The following is a 22066-nucleotide window of genomic DNA, read 5'->3' as shown; positions in this document are numbered from 1 at the left end:
TCCCACCTGCAACGGAAGGCCGCCTACATGAACAGACTCAAAATCGTCGCCAGCGCAGAAGCGCGCAGTTGCTTTAACACCTCCCGCGTGCTGGTGGATTTCAGCGCGACCGACCTGACCGACGTTGCGGCAGTCGTACTCACTGCGCAGGACTGGCGCGAGGGCCGCGTTGATGATGTCTGCCGATCCGGCTTCGACATACCGGTGTTTTTCGCCGTGGCCAAAGAGGACGAGCTGACCCGGGAAGCGATTCTCGATGTGGAAAAGGTGCTGCTGCAAGTCAGCGGCGTGTTTGATCTGGGCGCTGACAATGCCGAGTTCTATGGCCACAAACTGGAGCGGGCGGCGACGCTGTATGAGGAAGCCTTGCTGCCGCCGTTCTTCGGCGCGCTGAAGCACTACGTTGAGCGCGGCAATACCACCTTTGCCTGCCCGGGCCATCAGGGTGGACAGTTCTTCCGCAAACACCCGTCGGGCCGGCAGTTTTTCGACTTCTTCGGGGAAACGCTGTTTCGCGCGGATCGCTGCAACGCCGACATCGAAATGGGCGACCTGTTGATTCACGAGGGCGCACCCCTGGAGGCGCAGAAGCGAGCGGCAAAAGTCTACAACGCCGACAAGACCTATTTCGTCCTCAACGGCACCTCGACCTCCAACAAGGTCGTGACTCAAGCCTTGCTGACCCCCGGCGATGTGGTGCTGTTCGACCGGAACAACCACAAGTCCATTCATCAGGGCGCGCTGTTTCAGGCGGGTGCGACGCCGCTGTATCTGGAAACGGCGCGCAACCCATATGGCTTGATCGGTGGTATCGATTCGCACTGCTTTGAAGAGCGCTACTTGCGTGAGCAATTGAGCCTCATTGCGCCGGCCAAAGCCGATGACGCGCGGCCGTTCCGCCTGGCGATCATTCAGCTGGGCACCTACGACGGCACGGTCTGCAATGCGCGGCAGATCGTTGATCGTATCGGCCACCTGTGCGATTACATCCTGTTTGATTCGGCGTGGCTGGGGTACGAGCAGTTCATCCCGATGATGAAAGACTGCTCGCCCTTGTTGCTGGAACTGGGCCCCGAGGATCCGGGGATCTTCGTCACGCAGTCGATTCACAAGCAGCAGGCCGGTTTTTCCCAGGCCTCGCAGATTCACAAGAAGGACCGTCACATCAAGGGCCAGGCACGTTACTGCAACCATCTGCGCCTGAACAATTCATTCATGGCCCAGGCCTCGACCAGCCCTTTCTATCCGCTGTTTGCGTGCCTGGATGTCAACGCGCGCATGCACAGCGGCCGCAGCGGCCATCGGTTGTGGGACGAATGCGTCCGGGCCGGTATCGAGGCGCGCAAACTGATGATGGACAACTGCACGCTGATCAAGCCCTTCGTGCCACCGACTATCGACGGTCGCTATTGGCAGGACTACCCCACGGACGAGATCGCCCGCGACCTGCGGTTCTTCCGCTTTCACCCGGACGAACGCTGGCATGCATTCGAGGGTTACACAGAAAACCAGTACTTCATCGACCCCTGCAAGCTGTTGTTCACCACTCCGGGAATCGATGCCGTCAGCGGGCAATACACTGACTTCGGCATTCACGCCGGCGTGCTGGCGACGTTCTTGCGCCAGTTCGAGATCGTCCCTGAAAAGAACGACCTGAACACGATTCTGTTTCTGCTGACACCGGCCGAGGGCAAAGCAAAAATGGAGCACTTGGTTGCACAAATCGGCCGCTTCGAGCGGTTCATCAAGGACGACGCGCCCCTGGCCGATGTGCTGCCAGCGGTCTATCAAGCCCATCAGGCCCGCTACCGCGACTACAGCATCCGCCAGCTGTGTCAGGAAATGCATTCGCTGTATGCCCGCCACGACGTTAAGCAGCTGCAAAAGGCCATGTTCCGCCAGGCGAGCATGCCCGTCGTGGCGATGGATCCCCGCGAGGCCAATCTGGAGTTCGTACGTGGCAAAGTCGAGCTGATTGCGCTGGAAGATGCGCATGGACGCGTGGCAGCCGAAGGCGCATTGCCGTATCCCCCGGGGGGCTTGTGCGTGGTGCCCGGCGAGATCTGGGACGGCGCGGTGCTGGCGTATTTTCTCGCGCTACAAGACGCCATCAACGAGTTTCCCGGGTTCAATCCAGAGCTTCAGGGCGTGTACCTGCGCACTGAAACAGATGGCCGCATCCGCGCGTATGGGCATGTGCTTCAGCAGTGAGCGGCACGCGTGCCCGTCGCCCGAACCTAATTTGTCCAAGCAAAGGAAAACGCCATGAACGGCACAATGAAAGCGGCAGTTGTAGAAGCGTTCGGCAGCCCCCTGGTGCTTCGCGAGTGGGACATCCCCACGCCGGGCCCCGGGCAGATCCTGATCAAGACCGAAGCGTGCGGGGTGTGTCACACCGACTTGCACGCGGCGCGGGGCGACTGGCCGGTGAAGCCGACGCTGCCTTTCATTCCGGGCCATGAAGGCATCGGCATTGTGGTCGCCCTGGGCGCTGGCGTGACCAGCGTAGGCGAGGGGGATCGCGTCGGCGTGCCGTGGCTGTATTCCGCCTGTGGTCATTGCGAGTATTGCCTGAGCGCCTGGGAAACGGTGTGCGCCAGCGCTGAGTTCGGCGGCTACACCCGCAATGGCGGGTTCGCCGAATACATCCTCGCTGACCCTGAATACGTCGCGCACATTCCGGCCGGACTTGCCCCCCATGAGGCCGCTCCGATCATCTGCGCCGGGGTGACCACCTACAAAGGCATAAAAGAGGCCGATGTGAGGCCGGGTCAGTGGATCGTGATCTCTGGGATTGGCGGGCTAGGGCATCTGGCGGTGCAGTACGCCAGGGCGATGGGCCTGCGCGTCTGTGCGGTGGACGTCGACGACGGCAAGCTGGCCCATGCCACCAGGCTGGGTGCGGATGCGGTGGTGAATGTCCGCCACGGCGATCCGGTGCAAGCTGTAAAGGACCTCACCAATGGCGGGGCCCATGGCGTGCTGATCACCGCGCCTTCGCTGGCGGCTTTCAAGCAAGGGGTGGGCATGACGCGTAAACGCGGCACCTGTGTGTTGGTGGGATTGCCACCGGGCGAGTTTCCCTTGTCGTTGTTCGAGGTGGTCGCCAATTGCATCACTGTGCGCGGATCGTTCGTCGGTACCCGGCAGGACATGGCCGAAGCGCTGGCGTTCGCCGCCGAGGGTAAGGTGAAGGCCGACATCGAGCTGCGACCGCTGGCAGACATCAATGAGGTGTTCAGGGAACTTGGCGACGGCGAAGTGCAGTCGAGGATCGTCATCGATTTTCGCGGGTGATCGACCCGGCCACTTCCCGGCTGAAGCCGGTCCCACTGATGTCCTGTATGCACCCAGTGAGACCTGACGCGACGCGAACCTGTGGGACCGGCTTTAGCCGGGAAGGCGATATGCGCGGAGTAGGTGAGATACGGTCAATGTGGGAGCGAGCTTGCTCGCGAATCAAGTATTCCAGCCGCTAGAGTTGCAGCGGATGTACCGGCCTCTTCGCGAGCAAGCTCGCTCCCACAGGGGTGAACGCCGTGGCAGATGGATCGGCTTTAGCCGGGAAGGGGTCATGCGTCACGCCGCAGAATCGAGGGTGCTCATGCAGGTCTCTTCCCGGCTGAAGCCGGTCCCACTCATGCAATGTATGCATTCAGCAAGAACCGGCACGCATCGCGCGCATTTAGATCAATTACCCGAGCGAAACGGAATGGGCTGGCGCGGCGCTTCGGGAGTGGTGTGCGGCTGCCCGACCATTTCGTCGTAGACCACCGGGTGGACGATGAACAGTTTGACTTCCTGGGTGGACGACAGGCATTTGCGCGCTTCGTCAACCGAGGCTACGTGCAGGACTTTGCCGTCCGGGCTGGTAACGGCATTGGATTTGCCGTCCATGAGCGCATGTATGGCATACGAGCCACCTTCGATCGACATGAGATTGATCTCGGTGATCTCGCCGGCTTTGACGTGTTTGCTGAGCTTGTCCAGATCCATTACGGCACCTTAATTACGCACACGGGCGTTGTCTGTTCCATGGATTGATGCGAAACCGTTGAAGCGGCCTGCATGCATTGGAAGAGCGCGGTGGTGCCAAGTTCAAGACAAAACGGGGGAGGCGGACGAGGGGGCTTGCAACGGGAGCAGCGTCGCGAGAACCGCCGTTGCCTGCCCATCGAAAACAGGCAGGCAACGGCGCTTCAGTCAGCAGAGCTTGTCGATGACGCGCAGGCCGGGCGCTTGCTGAACGGCGCCCCACTCACTGCTCAGGGTTTCCAGCACCTGACCGAGGAACTGCTTGTCCGCTGCGGCCTTCTTGCCCACGTAGCCGTGGCCCTTGCGGTACATCTTCAGCCGGGCACGCATGTGCGGGTGCTGACTCTCGAATTGTTCTTCCTCGGTGCAGGCACCCAGGCCGTCCATGTGCACGTTGCCTTCCTCGCACACCCAGAGGATGTGGCTATCAAGGGAATCCTTGCGTGCGGCGAACAGTCGAGCCAATTGATCAATGGTAGGTTGGTTGTTCAGGTTCATGGTTGTTACCCCTTTTTGACCACTGGTTAATCTATCGAGTGAGTTCAAACGCAATGGCGAATCGTCCGTCGATTCGCAGTCCTTCCAGTCGCTGACAAACAAGGTCCGTCGGTACACAGAGCCGGTGCCGGGCTGCGAGGGTGTGGGTATTAATGAGCGCAGACAAGGAAGGTCGAATCCGGGAGAGCAAGGGCGGACGCCTGAGGACACGTGCGACTGAGTGGTCGACCACAAGTGTCATGAGGACGTTTCGCCAGCACTCGGCCTGGTGGGTCGATCTTGCAGGTTCCGCTTCATCAATCTGCCTTGTGGGCAGCACACATCCAGAGGGTGTTCGACGGCTGTGTCGAACGGGCCCGGAATATTTTTGCCAGCTCTCCCGATCGGGGAGACGCCTGCACTATGCCGTCGGCAAAAGCCCTCGTCAACGGTTTTGTAGTGATTAATTTAACGCACTACATAATTTGTAGTTTAAGAACACGAAGGTCGATTCGTGACTACAAAGTCAATGAATCCGGGGGGCGCAGCACAGGGACGGAACGCAGAGGGGAAGCGGGGGGCTTGAAACGACACTTGCCCGCGACCGGGTCAGTCAGCCATTACATCTGGCTGACTGACCCCATCGCGGGCAAGCGGGTGTCGCTTGGGCTTCAGGCGAAACGCGTTACGCCTGTGGAGCCTTTTGCAGTTCAAACAGCAACAGCGATCGCGGCGTCACCGTGTACTCGCTGCCGAACTCGAACTGATCCGTGCCATCGATCTCTGGCTGATTGGTGTCAATCAGGCTGGTCCAGTTCAGACCTTCCGGCACCTCCGGCAGCGTGAAGTTGACGCCGTCGTGGTGGGAGTTGACCAGCAGCAGCAGCGTGGCTTCAGAGCCGCGACGACGGATACCGGTTTCCTGCGCGCGGCCATCCATCAGCATGCCCAGGCAGCGACCATTTGGATCTTCCCACTGCTCGATGCTCATCTCTTCGCCGCTTGGCGACAACCAGGTCACGTCTTTTACGCCCAGTGCCTCGTTGTAATCGCCTACCAGGAAGCGGCTACGACGCAGGATCGGGTACGACTGACGCAGCTTGATCAGGCGCTTGACGAAGGCCAGCAGGGCCTTGCCGTCTTCGTCCAGGTCCCAGTTGACCCAGCCGATCTCACTGTCCTGGCAGTAGGCGTTGTTGTTGCCGTGCTGAGTGCGGGCGAACTCGTCACCGGCGACCACCATCGGCGTGCCTTGGGCCAGCAGCAGCGTCGAGAAGAAGTTACGCATCTGACGCAGGCGCAGCGCGTTGATTTCCGGATCATCCGTCGGACCTTCGACGCCACAGTTCCATGAACGGTTGTCGTTGCTGCCGTCCTGGTTGTTCTCGTCGTTATCCTCGTTGTGCTTGTCGTTGTACGACACCAGGTCATGCAGCGTGAAGCCGTCGTGGGCGGTGATGAAGTTCACCGACGCGTACGGCCGACGGCCACGCTGGTTGAACAGGTTGCCCGACGCGGTCATGCGGTTGGCGAAGTCGGCCAGCTGGCCTTCGTCGCCTTTCCAGAACGCACGGATGTTGTCGCGGAACTTGTCGTTCCACTCCGCCCAGCCCGGCGCGAAGTTGCCGACCTGATAACCGCCCGGGCCGCAGTCCCATGGCTCGGCGATCAGTTTCACCGAACGCAGCACCGGGTCCTGGCGGCAGGCCACGAGGAAACTGTGGCGCTCGCTGAAACCATCGTGGTAACGGCCGAGGATGGTGGCCAGGTCGAAGCGGAAGCCGTCGACGTGCATTTCGGTCGCCCAGTAACGCAGTGAGTCGGTGACCATCTGCAGGACGCACGGGTGGCTCAGGTCGAGGGTGTTGCCGGTACCGGAATCGTTGATGTAGTAACGCTTGTCATCCGGCATCAGGCGGTAATACGAGGCGTTGTCGATACCCCGCATCGACAGGGTCGGGCCGCGCTCGTTGCCTTCGGCGGTGTGGTTGTAGACCACGTCCAGAATCACTTCCAGGTTGGCATGGTGCATGTGCGCAACCATTTCCTTGAACTCGGAAATCTTGCCGTGGGCCAGGTAGCGCGGGTCCGGTGCAAAGAACGCCAGGGTGTTGTAGCCCCAGTAGTTGGTCATGCCTTTTTCCAGCAGATGCTGGTCGTTGACGAAGGCGTGGATCGGCAGCAATTCGATCGAGGTCACGCCCAGACCTTTGATGTGCTTGATCACGTCATCGACCATCAGGCCGGCGAACGTGCCTTTGACTTCATCGGGCACGGACGGGTGACGCATGGTGAAACCGCGGGTGTGGGTCTCGTAGAAAATCGTTTTGTCCCACGGCACGTCGACGCGCTGTTCGCGGCCCCAGGTGTAGGCAGGGTCGATGACCTTGCACTTGGGCACGAAGGGCGCACTGTCACGCTCGTCGAAGCTCAGGTCGTCGTCCGGGTGGCCGATGGTGTAACCGAACAGCGCCTCGGACCACTTCAGCTCGCCGACCAGTTGCTTGGCATACGGGTCGATCAGCAGCTTGTTGTGGTTGAAACGATGGCCGTTCTTCGGATCGTACGGACCGTAAACCCGGTAGCCATACACCTGACCCGGGTGGGCGTCGGGCAGGTAACCGTGGTAGATCTCGTCGGTGTATTCCGGGAGCTCGATACGCTCAAGCTCGACTTCGCCGGCGGCGTCGAACAGGCACAGTTCGACCTTGGTGGCGTTGGCGGAGAAGATGGCGAAGTTGACGCCGAGGCCGTCCCAACTGGCGCCCAGCGGGAAGGGCAGGCCTTCCCGAATGCGCGAGGCCGTGACTTCGGGGCTGCCAGCGTTGCCGGATTCATTCTGTGTGGCGGATTTCTTATCTTGCGTGCTCATGTGTATTCCTGACGTGCGAATGAGTTCCTGAAGGCGAACAAAGCCGTGGCCTCAGTACAGGACTGCGCCATCGATGCAACAGGGTTGAAAGTTACCGCAGGGTGACGACGGTTGTGAGTCGGACCCTGCGGTAGGGGTGTTAGCTGCGCAGCAGTGACGCGTTACGGTGTGTCATCAAGATGCAGGCTTGGTCGCGGCAGGCTTCTTGGCAGAAGACTTGACCGCAGGCTTGGCCGGTTTGGCAGCATCGGCGCCGCTTGCAGCCGCCTTGGGCTTCGCAGGCGCCTTGGCTGCTGGCTTGGCATCAGCTTTTGCTTCGGGCTTGGCTGCAGCCTGATCAGCGGAGCTCTCTGCTGATTTTGCTGTTGATGCGGCTGCAGATTTGGCTGCAGGCTTTGCAGCAGACTTCGCAGCGGGTTTTGCAGCAGCCTTAGGGGCAGGTTTGGCGGCGGCAGCCTTGGGCTCCGCCTTGCCGTCAAGCTTGGACTTCGCCGTCTTTGCAGCAGCCGGTTTTTTAGGCGTTTTCGCCTCGGCGGCGGCCAGCTTGCGAGCCATTTCCCAGTGGCGGGCGTCCTGCCCATGTGGCTTGCCTTCCGTTTCCCAGATCTGGTGGGCAAGCTCGCTGATTCTTTTTTCGTCGGCACTCATCTCGACACTCCCGGTATCACAAGGTTTGTATAAGCAGGTTTACAGAAATTTCCTTGAGCGCTGCGCTGAGCAACATTTCCTTGCTGGATGTGACTGTAGCCTGTGAAAAAAGTCCCTTCCAATTTGGATGTGAATCAGCGAACGGCAGGTTGATTCGTGTATCGCCCCAATTTGCTGCATTGATGAATGGAGTTTGCGCAGTGCCCAATAGTTCAGCCGGCAAGCGCGGAACCACAACAATAGCCCGCATCTCTTTCGTTACCCGGGCAAAAGCGATGACGTGGTCGGCTTTTTCACCCACCACTTCAAGGGGTAGATATTCGCCCTCACAGAACAGCGCGGGATGCTCATTGCGCAAGTTAAGCACTTGGGCAATCAACGCCTGTTTGATCCGGCCGTCGTGCCACTGCTTCAACAGCTCGGCGACCGGCACGGACGCCTGCAACGCACGTTCGCGAGCGGGGTAATCCACCGGACGACGGTTGTCCGGATCCACCAGGCTGAAGTCCCAGAATTCGGTGCCCTGATACAGATCAGGCACACCGGGCGCGGTCATACGCAGCAAAGTTTGCGCCAGACTGTTGAGCGCGCCGGCCGCTGCGATGCGATTGGCCGTCGCACCGATGGATTGGCGCAGTGCCAGGCCGTCAGCGTTCAGCAGCACGTGCTGAAGAAACTCGCGGCAAGCGGTCTCGTAGGCTTCGTTGGGCGCGCTCCAGCTGCTGTGCAGTTTGGCTTCGCGCAGGGCCTTTTCCTGCCATTGAGTCAGGCGTTTTGCGTAGGCTTCGAAGGCCGGCTCCCCTTCGAGGTCCAGCGGCCAGCTGCCGATGATCGCCTGATACAGCATCAACTCGTCACCGGGGCTGATGTGGGTGTCGCCCGACTTCAGCGGTGCCGACAACTGCTGCCAACGCTCCACTTGCTCGGCATACCACGGCGCCAGCTCGCTGAGGACAGCTAGGCGGGTGCGGGTGTCTTCGCCGCGCTTGTGGTCGTGGGTCGCGGTGGTCAGCAGGTTGTTCGGGAAGCTCTTGTGCCGCTCGATGGAGACCTGATGAAACGCCTCGACCGGCGCACTGAAATGTTGCGGATGGAAGCCCACGTCGTTGCGTGAGAGCAGCACGGCAGAGCGATAGAACGAGGTGTCTTCTACCGACTTCGCCGCCACCGGGGAGGTCAGCTGCTGGAAACGGTTGCCAGCCTTGCGGCGCATTTCGCGCAGCGGGCCCGTCGGATAGTCGCGGAGCTTCTCGCCACCCAGCCACAGCTTGAGCGAGTCCAGCACAGGCCAGTCGCCTTCGCTGAGCATTTCGCGTGCACCGTCCATGGCCTGCTGAAAGAAACGCTCGTCTTCAGCAGAACGGCCGCAGGCGGTCAGGTAGGTGCGGTAAACCGGGAAGTTGCTGACCAGCGCCAGCAACGCACGGCGAATGGCACCGAGGGTCAGGTCGCGGGTCATCACGTCACTGCGGGACACCTGTAACAGCGCCTGGGCCAGGTTCTCGAAATCCCCCGCCAGGGTGCCGTGCAGGACCAGATCGCGGGCTTCCAGCACTTCCTTGTTGAAGTCGGCCGTGCGTCCGCTGATGCGGCTCCACAGCTCGCCCAGCACGGCTTCGCCTTTCGGGTCGTGCTGCAGCAACGACACCTGGTTCATGAATTCATAACCGGTGGTGCCGTCGACGTTCCAGTCAGTACGCAGCTGCTCATCAGGGCCGAGGATCTTCTCGACGAAGATCGGCAGGCGATCCACTTCAGTGCCCGCCGGGCGCAGCTTCATCAGGCTGTCGACGCGACGGCGCAGCTTGCGGCAGTAACCGCGCGGATCGGCCAGGCCATCGATGTGGTCAATGCGCAGGCCGTCCACGAGGCCTTTGGCAATGAGTTCGAAAATTTTCCCGTGGGTGGCCTCGAACACCTGGGAGCGCTCGACCTTCAGGCCGCCCAGCTCGTTGATGTCGAAGAAGCGCCGCCAGTTGATGTCGTCGCCCGCCGTACGCCAGCTGGCCAGACGGTAATCCTGCTGCTCAAGCAAACGGTGCAGGCGATCAAAGCCTTCCGGTTTGCTGGAATCAAAATCCGCCAGGCCTTCTTCCACGGCTTTGACCAGCTCGGGCTTGGCTTTGACCGCTTCGGCCAGCTCCGCCTTGGCCTGACGGGCACGCTCGTAGGCCTGAGGGTAGTGATCGAGCTCCGCGAAACGCTGGGCCAGGTCCTCCAGTTCGGGACGTTTCGCCGCCTTCAGCAGCGGCGCATACGTGGCCGGGTTGATCGGGAAGTGATGCTGATAGTGCTCGGCATGGAAGCTGCCATTTTCAGCATCGAAGCGCAGGGGCACTTCGCCATTCTGCAAGACGGTCCCGTAGTCGGTGCTCAGGAACGGCAGCAACAGTTGGCCCTTGAGCAGCGGGTCCGGGGAATTCCACTGAATGTCGAAAAACTTCGCGTAGGGACTGCGTTGACCCCATTCGAGCAGGTCAAGCCACCACGGGTTGTCATTGCCGCCGACCGCCATGTGGTTGGAGACGATGTCGAGAATCAGACCCATGCCGTGCTCGCGCAGCGCCGCAACCAGGCGCAGCAATGCTGGCTCACCGCCCAGTTCGGGGTTGATCACCCGTGGGTCGACCACGTCATAACCGTGCATGGAACCGGCGCGAGCTTTCAGCAGGGGCGAGGCGTAGATGTGGCTAATGCCGAGGCTGGCGAAGTACGGCACCAGCCTGGTGGCGTCGTCCAGCGTAAAGTCTTTGTGAAACTGCAGGCGCTGGGTGGCGCGCAGGGATTTAAGAGGGGTACTCATTTTTGATCACGCTCCGCGGCTTGTTGCCGTGCCGCTGCCAGAATTTTCAGACGTCGCGCTGCGTCGGCGTTGTCCAGCAGTGAACCGCTGTCGCCGTTGAGCCGACGTCGCCAGTTAGGGTGGCTGTCGATGGTGCCGGGGAAGTTCGCCTGCTCTTCGATACCGAGGGCGTCCTCGATAGGGAGCAGCACCAGCGGTGCCGGGGTGTGGCCGAGGTACGCAATGCTGTAATCGATGACGTCCTTCGCAGCATCGCTTGGCAGCGTGTAGTTCTGCTTGAGCGCTGTAATCAGCCCCTTGCGTTCCCTGTCGCGGCCGTCGCGCATTTTTTGCTCGGCTTCGTCATCGACAAGCCCAAGCTTCTTGTTCCAGCCCACATCCAGCTCGCTCAGCCAGCCGGTGAGGGTGGGCAGGTCGTGGGTGCTGGTGGTGGCCAGTGCGTCCCTGGACCACTTCGTGATGGGCTTGAACGTCGCGTCATCCTGTTCGAACAGCAACACGCGCATGCCGAGAATCTCGCGCTCGGACAGCTTCTCGTGCAGGCCCTCAGGCACGGTGCCGAGGTCTTCGCCGAGTACGATTGCCTCGTGACGCCAGGACTCCAGGCTCAACAGGCGCAGCATGTCGTCCAGCGGGTAGTTCAGGTAAGCGCCTTCGCTGGGCGGTGAGCCCATCGGAATCACCCACAGACGCTGGAGGCCCATCACATGGTCGATGCGCAGGCCACCGGCGTGGGCGAAATTGGCGCGGAGCATTTCAATGAACGCTTGAAAGCCGTTGCGCTTGAGGCCCGTCGGCGAGAACGCCGAGATGCCCCAGCTCTGACCAGAACGATTGAGAATGTCTGGCGGCGCGCCCACGGTCAGCGCCGAAAGCAGCTCGTCCTGACGACTCCAGGCCTGACTGCCGGCACCGTCGGCGCCTACCGCCAGATCGCCGATCAGGCCGACGCTCATGCCGCTTGTACGGGCAGCGGTCTGCGCGCGCTCAAGGCCGCGAGCGATCAGCCACTGGGCAAAAGCGTGGAAACCGATCTCTTTCTCGTGCTTGGCGGCGAAGGCGTCGAGAGCAGGGTTCTTTGGATTCTTGTACTGCTCCGGCCATTCATGCCAGTTGCCGCCAATGCCCAATTCGTCGCCCGCCACGCGCAAGGCTTCGAAACGGCAATGGTTTTCCAGGGCTTCACCGCCTGCACGGCGGAAGCTTTTGAAGTCCTCATGGAAGGGGTGATCGCTGCCGATGAAACCGGCATACAACTCACGCAGCAGGGCATATTTTGCTTTGGCCGCGGCGGGCCATTCGATGAGCTCAAGAGATTCCAGACGCTTGAACTCATCGGCCAATCCGGCTTTCTCGATTGCCAGCTCAACCGCGCGGTCACCGAGAATGGTGCCCGGCGCTGCGTACAGCGCATTGAGAAACAGACGGCTGGACGGCGAGTACGGGCTGTAGCGCTCGCTGTCATTGGAGAACATCGCGTGAACCGGGCTGATTGCCACGGCCGAGGCACCACTAGTGCCGGCGTCGCGAACGAAGGCTTCCAGCCCCTGGGTGTCGCCGATACCGCCATCGCCTTCGCGACGCAGGTAGTACAGCTGAGTGGTCAGGCCCCAGTCGCGGGCAATCGCTTTCTTGCCGGCCATGGTCAGGCTGAAGCAGGTCTTAGGCGCGACGGCGATGGTCAACTGCTGGCCATCGACTTCCAACTGGTGATAGCCGACGGCGGCCAACCCGGGCAGGGCGGCCTTGTCGGTGAGTTTCGCCTCAAGCAGCGAGCCGTCTTCCAGCGTCAGCTTGAATGCGGTGGCTGGCGCAAACCAGCTCGACAGGTCCAGATCCTTGCCATGGTCGACGGTCATCAACGGTGGCGGGGTGGCCGGCTGGCTTTCTTCGTTCAGGCGCTTAAGGCTCGCCTCGACGTCTTGTTCGGTATCGGCGGGGTAACCCAGACCGCCGAGCACCTTGCGCAGGACCTCGGGGCTTACGTGTTGCGGTTTGGCGTTGGCGTCCTTCCAGTCAACCGACAGGCCCGCCTGGGCTGCCAGCGTTTCCAGTTGCTCATTGCTCATCCTGTTCCTCCACAACGTCACTCGATTTCAGGCTGACAACGGCCGTGTAGGGATTGAGGGTGGCGGAGGGGGAAAGTTCTGCGGACTTGGCGTGTGATTGATGAAGCACTCGGTAAGCCGTGAAATCGTCAGTCTCGACCGATTCGGCGCTGAGGTTCAGGTCGATCCGCAGCTCGCTGCCGTCGCCCAGCGCCCAGCGTGCACTGACGGCTTTGTCGCCCAGCTCTTTGACGCCAAGCGCACTCGCGCCGTGCAGGCGAGGGAAGAGCTCGGTTTTGCGGACTTCCAGCAGCGTCCTGTAGAGCGCCAGCCAGGTGCGGTGGTCCTGACCCTTGTCGGTTTCCAGCAGTAACGCATCGAACGCCGGGCGCGACGCTTCGAACGTTTTCAGCGCGTTGGGATCAGGGATCTGCTCGCGCTTGGCCGGATCCTTGAACGAGGCGAAATCCTTGAACTCGCCCCGACGTCCTTCACGCACGGCGTCTGCCAGCTCGTCATGGAAGTCGGTGAAGAACAGGAACGGCTCGCTCGCGCCCCACTCATCGCCCATGAACATCAGCGGGATCATCGGTGAGAGCAGCAACAGCGCGGTTGCGGCCTGCAACGCCTGGGGCGGGCAGAGTTGCACCAGACGTTCGCCGAAGGCGCGGTTGCCGATCTGGTCGTGGTTCTGCAGAAACAACACGAAGGAGGTCGGCGGCAAGTGGCCGCTCGGTTCGCCCCGGGCGTGGCCATGACGGGTGGATTCGCCTTGATAGACAAAGCCTTCGCCCAGCAGCCGCGCAAGCTTTTGCGTGGGTTTTTCGGCGAAGTCGGTGTAGTACGCGTCAGTCTCGCCGGTCAGCAGGACGTGCAGCGTGTTGTGGCCGTCATCGTCCCACTGGGCGTCGTAGCCCTGATCCATGCGCTTGGCTTCGTTGAATTCGTTTTCCAGGGTCAGCCAGACGTGACGCTCCGACGGAATCGTCTCGCGTACGTGTCGGGCAAGGTCTTCGAGGAAGGTCGGGTCTTCGATGGCATGTACGGCGTCGAAGCGCAGGCCGTCGAACCGGTAATCCTGGAGCCACATCATCGTGTTGCCGATGAAGAAGTCGCGCACTTCGCTGCGACGGAAATCGATCGCATCGCCCCACGGCGTCTTCTTGTCGCTGCGGAAAAAATGCTTGGCGTAGGCGCCGAGGTAATTGCCGTCCGGGCCGAAGTGGTTGTAGACCACGTCGAGAATGACCGCCAGACCCAGACCGTGAGCGGTGTCGATCAAGTGCTTGAGTTGCTCGGGCGTGCCATAGGATGACTGCGCAGCGTAGGGCAATACGCCGTCGTAGCCCCAGTTGCGATCACCCGGGAATTGCGCGATGGGCATCAGCTCGATGGCCGTGATGCCTGTGTCCACCAAATGCTGCAGGCGCTGTTCAACGCCTTCAAAGCCACCCAGTGCGCCGACGTGCAGCTCATAAATGACCGCCTCGTGCCAGGGCCGTCCCTGCCACTCGGTGTTCTTCCATTGATAGGCGGCCTGGTCGACGACGATGCTGTAGCCGTGCACGTCGCCGTCCTGAGCCCGGGAAGCCGGGTCAGGAACGATGAGGTTGTTTTGTCCATCGAGGGCGACGTTGAAGCGATAGCGCGCGCCAGCGCCGCAGTCGGTGTCGAGGACGAACCAGCCGTCCTGCTCTGACTGAAGGGCCTGGGCAGGCCCGTTTTCGAATTCGATGCTGACGCTTTTGGCATCCGGCGCCCAGAGGGCGAACCGGGTGTGTTGTGAATCCAGCATGATGGCGCCGTGGCGCCAGTTTTGATCCGTGCGCGAAGGCATCCGTCATTCCTTAATCAGTTGTGCAATCAATAGTGCAGAGCCGCACCTGCGTTTTTCTTCAGCAGCTCCTGGTACAGATCAGCGTAGGGTTCTACCGCTTTGTGCCAATCGAACGGGGCGGCCATGGCGCGGCAACGCATGGCGTTGAGCAGCAATGGACTCTCGAAGACCTTGAACGCACGGGTCAGCGCTTCGCTGTAGCTCTCAACGGTAGATTCATCGAAGAGAAAACCGGTGCAGCCGTCTTCAATGGTGTCAGCCAGGCCGCCGGTGCGGCGTGCAATTGGCAGCGAGCCGAAGCGCTGCGCGTACATCTGGCTCAAGCCGCAGGGCTCGTAGCGCGACGGCATCAGCAGAAAATCACTGCCGGCAAACATGCGACGTGCGTCGGTTTCGTTGAAGCCCACCCGAACACTGACCTGGCCCGGGAAACGGGCGGCGAGTTCGCGCATGGCGTCTTCTTCTTCAGGCTCGCCGCGGCCGATGATCGCGATCTGCCCGCCGTTGTTGACGATGTGCTCGGCAACCCCGATGGTCAGGTCCAGACCCTTTTGGTAAACCAGGCGGGACACCACAGCGAACAGCGGGCCGGTGGACGGCTCCAGCTCGAACAGCTCGCGCACGTAGTCAGCGTTGATTTCCTTGCGGGTCCACTCGTTCGGAGCGAAGCGGCAGATCAGGTGCTCGTCGGTGGCAGCATCCCAGCTCTCGTCGATGCCGTTGGGGATGCCGCTGAGCTGACCGCGATCGGCTTTGCTCTGCAGGAAACCTTCCAGGCCACAGCCAAAATCAGGGGTGGTGATTTCTTTGGCGTAGGTCGCGCTCACGGTCGTGATATGGCTGGAGTACGCCATGCCGGCCTTGATGAACGACAGCTGGCCGTAAAACTCCATGCCTTCCGGGCTCAATGCCGAGTCGGGAATGCCCAGCTCACGGCTGGAAGCAATGCTCACAAAGCCCTGATACGCCAAGTTGTGAATGGTGAAAATCGACGGCGTGGTCTGCCCGCGCCATTTCATGTACGCCGGCGCCAGGCCCGCTGGCCAGTCGTGGGCGTGAACCAGCTCGGGGCACCATTGGGTCTTGACCGCGCCGGCTGCGAAGTCGGCAGCCGCCAGGCCCAGGCGGGCAAAGCGAATGTGGTTGTCGGACCAGTCGCGACCGTCATTGTCACCGTAGGGCGTGCCTTCACGCTCATACAACTCGGGACAGATCAGGACGTAGATGACCAGACCGTCTTTCATGTCCATCCGGCCGATCTTGCACGGAGGCAGCGCGGCATGGCCGGGCAGCTCACTGATGATGTGGATCGGGTTGCCACTGTTGATGACCTGTGGATAGCCGGGAATCAGCACGCGTACATCGTGCAGGTGGCGCATGGCGCGCGGCAGTGCGGCAGACACGTCGCCCAGGCCGCCGGTTTTCACCAGGTCGGCCATCTCTGAAGTCACGAACAGGATCTTCTTGCGGGTAACCGAAGAAATCACTGGTTGAACAGGAGGCAGTTGCAGCACAGGTGCGCTCGTCGTTGCGAAGACCGGCAGATGGGTCAGCTCGCTGGCCGGCTGATTAAAACTCTCTCCCTTCTGGGTTTTGACAGCGGCACTAATCATCGTTTTCTCCAGTTCGATATGCAGTGTTGGTACAGCACTTGGTTGTAAACGGCCATTCCCTATGGCCAGGCACACAAGACCTACGCAAGATCGATACCCATTTACCGACTGCACATTAAGGGACAAGGTGAAAGCGGACTCTGCTTCGATTTTTCTACAGCATAGTTGCTCTATTCACATGACCTCTGCGCCCACGCAGAAGTTTCGACTATTTTTGGGTGTCCATCTCTGGCCTGCGGGGTTGCGCCGGGGTGCATCGTCGATTCCGAGGCACTGCATCGATCTGCAACGCCCTGAATGCGCCGTTGTGGAGCATGGGGTCTGGGCCTTTATTCAGGGGTGCCGCCGGTCGGATTGTTGGACAATGAACGGGCCAATGGTCTACTCCCGACGGGCCCCTGCGCTTTTATGGGTCGAGGAAAGAACAATCTGGCCGAGTTGCCTTTTCTCGGTGCGTGCAGGATAAATTCCTGCCCCATCAGAGACATTTCCTACTTCCGTATAAGGATATTTTTTCGGCCAGGGCGTTAGAATCGCCGCCACGCGGCACGTCGGCACACTGAGTCGAGCGCCTGTTGAGGTTTCATCAGCGGTAGAGGAAGTCAATGCAAGCCCCTGAGGTTCTGGTACTGCAAGCCAGCTACAGCAATTCGGTACACGCCCAAGCCATCGGATTCCTGCTCAATCACTACGCCGAAGATGCCATGGGAGGCGGACAGTCTCTGTCTGCTGATACGCGTCAGCAACTGGCGATTGAACTGGCCAAGCGCCCCCATGCGTTCAGCGTGCTGGCGTTCATCGCTGGCGAGCCGGTTGGGCTGGTCAACTGCTTCGAGGGGTTCTCGACCTTCGCTTGCCGGCCATTGGTCAACGTTCATGATGTCGTGGTGATCGCCTCGGCGCGAGGCCAGGGCATCAGCCAGAAGATGTTGGCAAAGGTCGAGGAAATCGCCCGTCAGCGCGGCTGCTGTAAAATCACCCTCGAAGTGCTGGAAGGCAACGAAGCTGCCAAAGGCGCCTACCGCAAGCTCGGCTTCGCCGACTACCAGCTGGACCCGCAAATGGGCCGCGCGTTGTTCTGGCAGAAAACGCTCTAGCAAAGCGCTGTCAGTGGGACCGGCTTCAGCCGGGAAGAGGCCGTTTTGAACACCTTCAATTTTATGGTGTGACGCAATAAGCCTTCGCGGCTGAAGCCGGTCCCACTCAATACCCGCGGTGTTTCTGTTGTTGCCCAAGCAACACCTTCCAAACCATTTGTAACAGTTCTGTCCTGTAAGACGATTCCGGGAGCGCGATAGGATCGCCTCCCGTATTACTTTCAGGACTCACATGTCGCTCTCTCTGGAACCTCCCAGTCGCCGATTCCCTTCATACAGGGTTGCAGGTGTTCACCTCGCTTTATCCCGTCTAAACAATATTTCTGTCTTGCTCGACCTGCCCTCCGGCACGTCGGGCCTTTTCGTGTCTGTCCCATTGACTGTGAAGGGGCGCTGACCCATGGAATGGATCGCTGATCCCACGGCCTGGCTTGGCCTGTTGACCCTGATCGTGCTCGAACTGGTGCTGGGCATCGACAACCTGGTGCTCATCGCCATCCTCGCCGACAAGTTGCCGCCCGAGCAGCGTGACCGCGCGCGTGTCCTGGGTCTGTCGCTGGCCTTGATCATGCGTCTGGGCCTGCTCGCGAGCATTTCGTGGATGGTCACGCTGACCGAGCCGCTGTTCGAAATCTTCGGGAAGAGCTTCTCCGGGCGCGACTTGATCATGCTGTTCGGCGGTGTGTTCCTGCTGTTCAAGGCGACCATGGAATTGCACGAGCGCCTCGAAGGCCACGTTACTCAGCGCGCCGGCAGCACGACCTACGCGCTGTTCTGGCCCATCGTCGCGCAAATCGTCGTACTCGACGCGGTGTTCTCCCTGGACGCCGTGATCACCGCCGTGGGCATGGTCGATGAACTGTCGATCATGATGATCGCCGTGGTGTTCTCGATCGCCATCATGATCATTGCCAGCAAACCGCTGACCGCCTTCGTCAACGCCCATCCGACGGTGATCATGCTGTGCCTGGGCTTTCTGATGATGATCGGCTTCAGCCTGACCGCCGACGGACTGGGTTTCCATATTCCCAAGGGCTATCTGTACGCCGCTATCGGTTTCTCGATCCTGATCGAGGTGTTCAACCAGATCGCCCGGGCACGGCGTAAACGCAGCGTCAAAGGCGACCTTCCACGCCGCGAGCGCACCGCCCATGCCGTGTTGCGCCTGTTGGGTGGGCGCAGGCCGAGCGCAGAGGAGGTCGGCGAGGAAATCGCCGACATGCTCGAGGGCGACAGCGACGAGGTGGTGTTCGACCGCCGTGAGCGCGTGATGATCAGCGGCGTCCTGCAATTGGCGCAGCGGCCCATTCGCGGCGTGATGACGGTGCGCAGCGACGTCGACGTAATCGATCTGGACGACACGCCGGACGGCATTCGCCAGCGACTGGTCAGCTCGTCGTACTCACGGCTGCCGCTGATCCGCGGCGGGCGCATCGACGAGCCGCTGGGCTTCGTGCACAAGAAGGAAATGCTCAACGCATGGCTGTCCGGCGTCGAGCCGAACATCGAACACTTGGCCCGACCGACGCTCAACCTGCTTGAGAGCTTCTCGATCCTCAACGCCCTGGAACAGATGCGCGCGCAGTCCACGCACATTGCGTTCGTGATCAACGAATTCAGCGATTTCGCTGGCATCCTGACCATGACCGACATTCTCGAATTCATCGCCGGCGAACTGCCGGACGCCAGCGAGATCGAGGGGCCGGACTTGATCGAAGAAGGCGAGGGCGTGCTGGTCAATGCCGCCATGAACCTGAGTCATTTGCGCGAGCGCATCGGCTTCAAAGCGCGGGCGACGGATGACTATCAGACCCTGGCCGGACTGGTGGTGAGCCTGCTGGATCGATTGCCGGCAATCGGCGATGAGGTGCAGTGGCAGGGTTGGCGCATGAAGGTCGTGCACGTGCAGGAGCGGCGGGTGACCCGGGTGCTGTTGCGCCAGACGCCTTCTTCATGATCGTCGCTGACGCATAAGCTTCCCGACACCAAAACAAAAAAGGCCTGCATTGCGCAGGCCTTTTCGAACGCAGCGAACGCTCATTCGCTTCAGTTACTTCTGTACCACCTCGGGCATCGCGCCGGGCTGGCTGGCCGCTTTCTCCATGTGGGCAAAATCACTCAAGCCTTTCGGCGCGTAGGGGTCGCCGATCAAGCGGGGCCGTGCCTTGAAATCCAGGCTGACCAGGCTTTTCGTGGTGTCGAGTTCATCAAAGCTCAAACCCGCCAGTTGCGCCCATGTATGGATCAGGTTCGAGCTGGTGTAAGGCCGGTCGTGGATGCTCTCGAAGTTCCAGTCATGGGTCTGCTTCCACTTCGGCGAGGCGTAGGCAATGAAGGGTACGGTGTACATCGGGATGGTCGGCTTGTTCTCGTTGCGGCCCAGGGTGTTGCGGCCTGGCGAGTCATAGACGTCTTCGCCGTGGTCCGAGAGGTACAGCAGGAAGCCGTTCGGGTCGGCCTTGCCGTACTCCTTGATCAGGCTGGACACCACGAAATCGTTATACAGCACCGCGTTGTCGTAGCTGTTGTAGAACTCCAGCTTGCTGTCATCGATGTCCGACGGCACGCCTTCACGTCCGCTGAATTTCGCGAACTCCTCCGGGAAACGGTACTGGTAGGCCATGTGCGTACCGAGCAAATGCACCACGATCAGCTTGCGCGGCGCGGCATCGGTAAGGGCCTTGGCGAACGGCGCCAGCACGTCGCCGTCGTACTGGCGGGCGTTCTGGTTGCGGTTGTTGTTCAGATAGACCTGCTCGTCAGCCTGCTCGGAGAAGGTGGTCAACATCGTGTTGCGCTTGGTCATCGTCTGCTGGTTGGTGATCCAGAAGGTCTTGTAGCCCGCCTGTTTCATCACGCTGACGATGGACGGCGTCTTCAGATAAAGGTCCGGGTTCTCTTCGTCGGCGAAGGTCAATACCTGCTGCAGGGCCTCGATGGTGTACGGCCGTGGGGTGATGACATTGTTGAACACCTGCAGCTGATCCTTCATGGCGTCCAGGTTCGGTGTGGTCTGGCGCGGGTAGCCATATAGGTGCATCCGGCCGCGGTTGGTCGACTCGCCGATCACCAGCACCAGAGTGGTCGGCAGGTTGGCCTGCTGGTCCTTGAGGTTCTTCAGCGGCGCGATGTTGCTGCTGCTGGTCAGCATGTCCTGCATGCCGTCCAGTTGCTGGGTGTAGCGGTGATAGGCAACGATCATCTGCCATGGCACTGCCGGCTCGATGCGCGACTCGAATGCTTCTAGGGCCGAGGCGGTGTCGTCATGGCGGGCGAACTGTTTGGCCAGCGGGTAGCCGATGATGCCGATCAATAATGCGGCGGCCACGGCGTAGGCGCGGGGGCGCGGCATGTACACCGGACGCAGGCGTGTCCACAGGAAAATCGCAAAAGCGGTGTGGGCGATGAACGCCAGCACGATCCACCACGCAAAGTACTGGGTCATGTACTCGCCGGCTTCAGAAATGTTCGATTCGAACATGATGAAGATGACGCTCTGGGAAAACTCCTGCTGGTAAATGAAGAAGTAACCCAGGCTCGCCATGGAACAGGCCCACAGAATCACGCCGATGACGGCGGCCATGACGCGGGTCTTGTGGGGAAACAGCAGCATGGGTGCGAGCCAGATGCCGCTGATGACGAATGCCTGGCGGAAGCCGGCAAAACCGGTGATGCCGGTGAGCTGGATAAGCAGTTGGGTGATGCCGGAGAAGTACCAGAAAAACACAAACAGCCAGATCACGCCGGCCCAGTCGAACCCTTTCGGAGTCGCAGTGCTCCGTTTCATCGTTGCCATCAAGCGCTCCGCTACAGACCTTTCAGGCGACGAAACATCGCCCGAATTCATTCAGGTGCCAGCAATTGGCCAGCAACCTATACGTTGAGGGTCGGGATTATGTTTTCAGGCGAGTGAAAATTTTGTCAGGGGAGGGTGGTGAAACGGGAAAAAGCTGCTACAAACGCGCACGACAGAGCGGGGCGGGGAACGTAACAGCGTGTGTCGGGTCCGACGAAGGTCGAAATGCGTGCCAGGCGTGCGGCACTATAAGGACACGAGTCAGGACGCGAGCGGGATCGAACGTTGCGCCGGCAAGCCTGCAAATCGGGCTTGCCTGGTAATGCGTGGCGAAGGAGCGTCGCGGGTCAGGCGTGCAGGGCGGTGCCGCTGCCGATGAGCTGGGCGTGCTGCAGCATCGAAGTCAGCTGGGCGACTTTGTTCTGCAATACGGCGCGTTCTTCCCTGAGCTGGCGCAGCTCGTCACGACGGATGGTGACGTAAAGGGTCTGTGGAGCATTGGCTGTCAGTACTGTGCCCATTGCACACCTCGCAAATGGCGGGTTCAACTTCATAAGGTTCAAGCAAGGACGTCTGCTACTCGGCATGTCCTGCTCACTACCTTTATCGGCCGGGATTCTGATTTCTTTTGCGTAAAAAAGGAACTTTTTTATTTATGATTGTCGCGAACGTTTCTTGATCGCGAAAACCTGCTCCATAGGGCAGTCTTGCAGACCTCTGCGAACCTGCACATGAAACTTTTTTCACCGGGAAACCATAGTTTGCCTCCCCGGACTAACCCACTATGCGGCACTGGGCTATAAACTGAGGCACCTCTGAATTTGATTAAGGAGCACCTCT

Annotated in this window: 14 protein-coding genes; 4 read left to right on the top strand and 10 right to left on the bottom strand. The window is 60.5% G+C overall.

Annotated elements, in window-relative coordinates:
• Positions 1 to 27: 27 nt before the first annotated feature.
• The gene (locus AC0Z8Z_RS13175; RefSeq protein WP_485619402.1) at positions 28 to 2211 is read left to right on the top strand and encodes an ornithine decarboxylase; all 2184 of its coding nucleotides are present in this window, start codon (positions 28 to 30) and stop codon (positions 2209 to 2211) included.
• 54 nt (positions 2212 to 2265) lie between these two features.
• On the top strand, positions 2266 to 3297 hold the full coding sequence (gene adhP / locus AC0Z8Z_RS13170; protein ID WP_485619401.1) for an alcohol dehydrogenase AdhP: 1032 nt from the start codon (positions 2266 to 2268) through the stop codon (positions 3295 to 3297).
• A gap of 393 nt (positions 3298 to 3690) precedes the next feature.
• Here the strand turns inward: adhP and AC0Z8Z_RS13165 are convergent, their stop codons facing one another.
• From AC0Z8Z_RS13165 to glgA, 8 genes are all read right to left on the bottom strand, one after another.
• Positions 3691 to 3996, bottom strand: a complete 306-nt coding sequence (locus tag AC0Z8Z_RS13165) for a DUF6482 family protein (protein ID WP_485619400.1) — start codon at positions 3994 to 3996, stop codon at positions 3691 to 3693.
• A 207-nt stretch (positions 3997 to 4203) separates the two neighbouring features.
• The gene (locus tag AC0Z8Z_RS13160; protein WP_074885710.1) at positions 4204 to 4533 is read right to left on the bottom strand and encodes a hypothetical protein; all 330 of its coding nucleotides are present in this window, start codon (positions 4531 to 4533) and stop codon (positions 4204 to 4206) included.
• Between the two features lie 664 nt (positions 4534 to 5197).
• The gene (gene glgX / locus AC0Z8Z_RS13155) at positions 5198 to 7384 is read right to left on the bottom strand and encodes a glycogen debranching protein GlgX (RefSeq protein WP_485619399.1); all 2187 of its coding nucleotides are present in this window, start codon (positions 7382 to 7384) and stop codon (positions 5198 to 5200) included.
• Positions 7385 to 7558: 174 nt separating this feature from the next.
• Complete coding sequence (locus tag AC0Z8Z_RS13150; RefSeq protein ID WP_485619398.1) at positions 7559 to 8032, bottom strand: DUF2934 domain-containing protein; 474 nt, start codon at positions 8030 to 8032, stop codon at positions 7559 to 7561.
• A 16-nt stretch (positions 8033 to 8048) separates the two neighbouring features.
• On the bottom strand, positions 8049 to 10835 hold the full coding sequence (locus AC0Z8Z_RS13145) for a malto-oligosyltrehalose synthase (protein ID WP_485619397.1): 2787 nt from the start codon (positions 10833 to 10835) through the stop codon (positions 8049 to 8051).
• The gene (gene malQ, locus AC0Z8Z_RS13140; protein WP_485619396.1) at positions 10832 to 12904 is read right to left on the bottom strand and encodes a 4-alpha-glucanotransferase; all 2073 of its coding nucleotides are present in this window, start codon (positions 12902 to 12904) and stop codon (positions 10832 to 10834) included. Before malQ ends, AC0Z8Z_RS13145 begins: the two co-directional genes overlap by 4 nt.
• Entirely contained in the window at positions 12894 to 14720 is a 1827-nt protein-coding gene (gene treZ, locus AC0Z8Z_RS13135) for a malto-oligosyltrehalose trehalohydrolase (protein ID WP_485619395.1), read from the bottom strand. The genes malQ and treZ overlap by 11 nt, the downstream gene beginning before the upstream one ends.
• Before the next feature lie 26 nt (positions 14721 to 14746).
• Positions 14747 to 16333, bottom strand: coding sequence for a glycogen synthase GlgA (gene glgA, locus AC0Z8Z_RS13130; protein WP_172612583.1), 1587 nt, complete (start codon positions 16331 to 16333; stop codon positions 14747 to 14749).
• Between the two features lie 605 nt (positions 16334 to 16938).
• Here glgA and AC0Z8Z_RS13125 point away from each other — a divergent pair.
• Together AC0Z8Z_RS13125 and AC0Z8Z_RS13120 are read left to right on the top strand one after the other, a co-directional pair.
• On the top strand, positions 16939 to 17430 hold the full coding sequence (locus tag AC0Z8Z_RS13125) for a GNAT family N-acetyltransferase (protein ID WP_205483011.1): 492 nt from the start codon (positions 16939 to 16941) through the stop codon (positions 17428 to 17430).
• A 400-nt stretch (positions 17431 to 17830) separates the two neighbouring features.
• Positions 17831 to 19387 carry a TerC family protein gene (locus AC0Z8Z_RS13120; RefSeq protein ID WP_485619394.1) on the top strand — a complete coding sequence of 519 codons (1557 nt, stop codon included), beginning with the start codon at positions 17831 to 17833 and terminating at the stop codon, positions 19385 to 19387.
• A 93-nt stretch (positions 19388 to 19480) separates the two neighbouring features.
• Here the strand turns inward: AC0Z8Z_RS13120 and AC0Z8Z_RS13115 are convergent, their stop codons facing one another.
• Both AC0Z8Z_RS13115 and AC0Z8Z_RS13110 read right to left on the bottom strand, forming a co-directional pair.
• Positions 19481 to 21226: a phosphoethanolamine transferase CptA gene (locus tag AC0Z8Z_RS13115; RefSeq protein WP_485619393.1), complete on the bottom strand. Its 1746-nt coding sequence runs from the start codon at positions 21224 to 21226 to the stop codon at positions 19481 to 19483.
• A gap of 347 nt (positions 21227 to 21573) precedes the next feature.
• A complete protein-coding gene (locus AC0Z8Z_RS13110) occupies positions 21574 to 21747 on the bottom strand; it encodes a DUF6026 family protein (RefSeq protein WP_108121958.1) in 174 nt (57 codons plus the stop codon).
• Positions 21748 to 22066 lie beyond the last annotated feature (319 nt).

Source organism: Pseudomonas sp. 1L-C-7-B-C1 (genome assembly GCF_057291635.1).
The sequence above is the reverse complement of the archived record's forward strand: the minus strand, read 5'-3'. Positions and strand labels throughout refer to the sequence as shown.

Coding starts and splice junctions, on each gene's coding strand:
- adhP (WP_485619401.1), top strand. CDS start 2,266: ATGAACGGCACAATGAAAGCGGCAGTTGTAGAAGCGTTCGGCAGCCCC.
- malQ (WP_485619396.1), bottom strand. CDS start 12,904: ATGAGCAATGAGCAACTGGAAACGCTGGCAGCCCAGGCGGGCCTGTCG.
- AC0Z8Z_RS13120 (WP_485619394.1), top strand. CDS start 17,831: ATGGAATGGATCGCTGATCCCACGGCCTGGCTTGGCCTGTTGACCCTG.
- AC0Z8Z_RS13150 (WP_485619398.1), bottom strand. CDS start 8,032: ATGAGTGCCGACGAAAAAAGAATCAGCGAGCTTGCCCACCAGATCTGG.
- AC0Z8Z_RS13145 (WP_485619397.1), bottom strand. CDS start 10,835: ATGAGTACCCCTCTTAAATCCCTGCGCGCCACCCAGCGCCTGCAGTTT.
- AC0Z8Z_RS13160 (WP_074885710.1), bottom strand. CDS start 4,533: ATGAACCTGAACAACCAACCTACCATTGATCAATTGGCTCGACTGTTC.
- AC0Z8Z_RS13165 (WP_485619400.1), bottom strand. CDS start 3,996: ATGGATCTGGACAAGCTCAGCAAACACGTCAAAGCCGGCGAGATCACC.
- AC0Z8Z_RS13115 (WP_485619393.1), bottom strand. CDS start 21,226: ATGGCAACGATGAAACGGAGCACTGCGACTCCGAAAGGGTTCGACTGG.
- AC0Z8Z_RS13110 (WP_108121958.1), bottom strand. CDS start 21,747: ATGGGCACAGTACTGACAGCCAATGCTCCACAGACCCTTTACGTCACC.
- glgA (WP_172612583.1), bottom strand. CDS start 16,333: ATGATTAGTGCCGCTGTCAAAACCCAGAAGGGAGAGAGTTTTAATCAG.
- glgX (WP_485619399.1), bottom strand. CDS start 7,384: ATGAGCACGCAAGATAAGAAATCCGCCACACAGAATGAATCCGGCAAC.
- treZ (WP_485619395.1), bottom strand. CDS start 14,720: ATGCCTTCGCGCACGGATCAAAACTGGCGCCACGGCGCCATCATGCTG.
- AC0Z8Z_RS13175 (WP_485619402.1), top strand. CDS start 28: ATGAACAGACTCAAAATCGTCGCCAGCGCAGAAGCGCGCAGTTGCTTT.
- AC0Z8Z_RS13125 (WP_205483011.1), top strand. CDS start 16,939: ATGCAAGCCCCTGAGGTTCTGGTACTGCAAGCCAGCTACAGCAATTCG.